This window comes from Gordonia sp. OPL2, assembly GCF_003797825.1.
Classification (GTDB): Bacteria; Actinomycetota; Actinomycetes; order Mycobacteriales; family Mycobacteriaceae; genus Gordonia.
This window is the reverse complement of sequence record NZ_RKME01000139.1, coordinates 1-389: the sequence shown is the minus strand read 5'-3', so window position 1 is coordinate 389 and position 389 is coordinate 1. Positions and strand designations below refer to the sequence as shown.

Below are 389 nucleotides of genomic sequence, written 5' to 3'. Positions count from 1 at the left end.
GGTCTGGTTGATGCCGTAGCGGGCCACGCCAGGCAGGTGCTGCACCACTTCGACCTTCTGCCGGCCGAAGTCGTCTGGATCGATCCACGACACCAGGGCCACCGTGTGCCGCGCCGTTCGGCTGCTGCCGGCATAGTGGAAGCGCCCTTCGATGACGTTGGCCTGGCTGTAGGTCAGCACCGGGTCCTTGGGCATGTCGGCCGAGGCCATCACCTGCCCCGCCGCATAGAAGCTGATGCCGCGGAACATGGTGGCGATGTCCTGCAGCACGCGGTAGGCCTCGGCGCGGGTCTGCAGATACAGGCTGCAGGTGAAGCGCGGCTCCTTGCCGCCCTGGCCATCGCTGACCAGTTCATCGCAGTAGCGCGCGATCTGGTACAGCCGCCACT

1 protein-coding gene is annotated in these 389 nt (G+C 66.6%); it reads right to left on the bottom strand.

The annotated features are described in order from the left end of the window. Positions 1–389 (bottom strand): phage tail protein (locus tag EEB19_RS26675; RefSeq protein ID WP_369074063.1); only part of this gene is annotated, 389 nt, incomplete at both ends.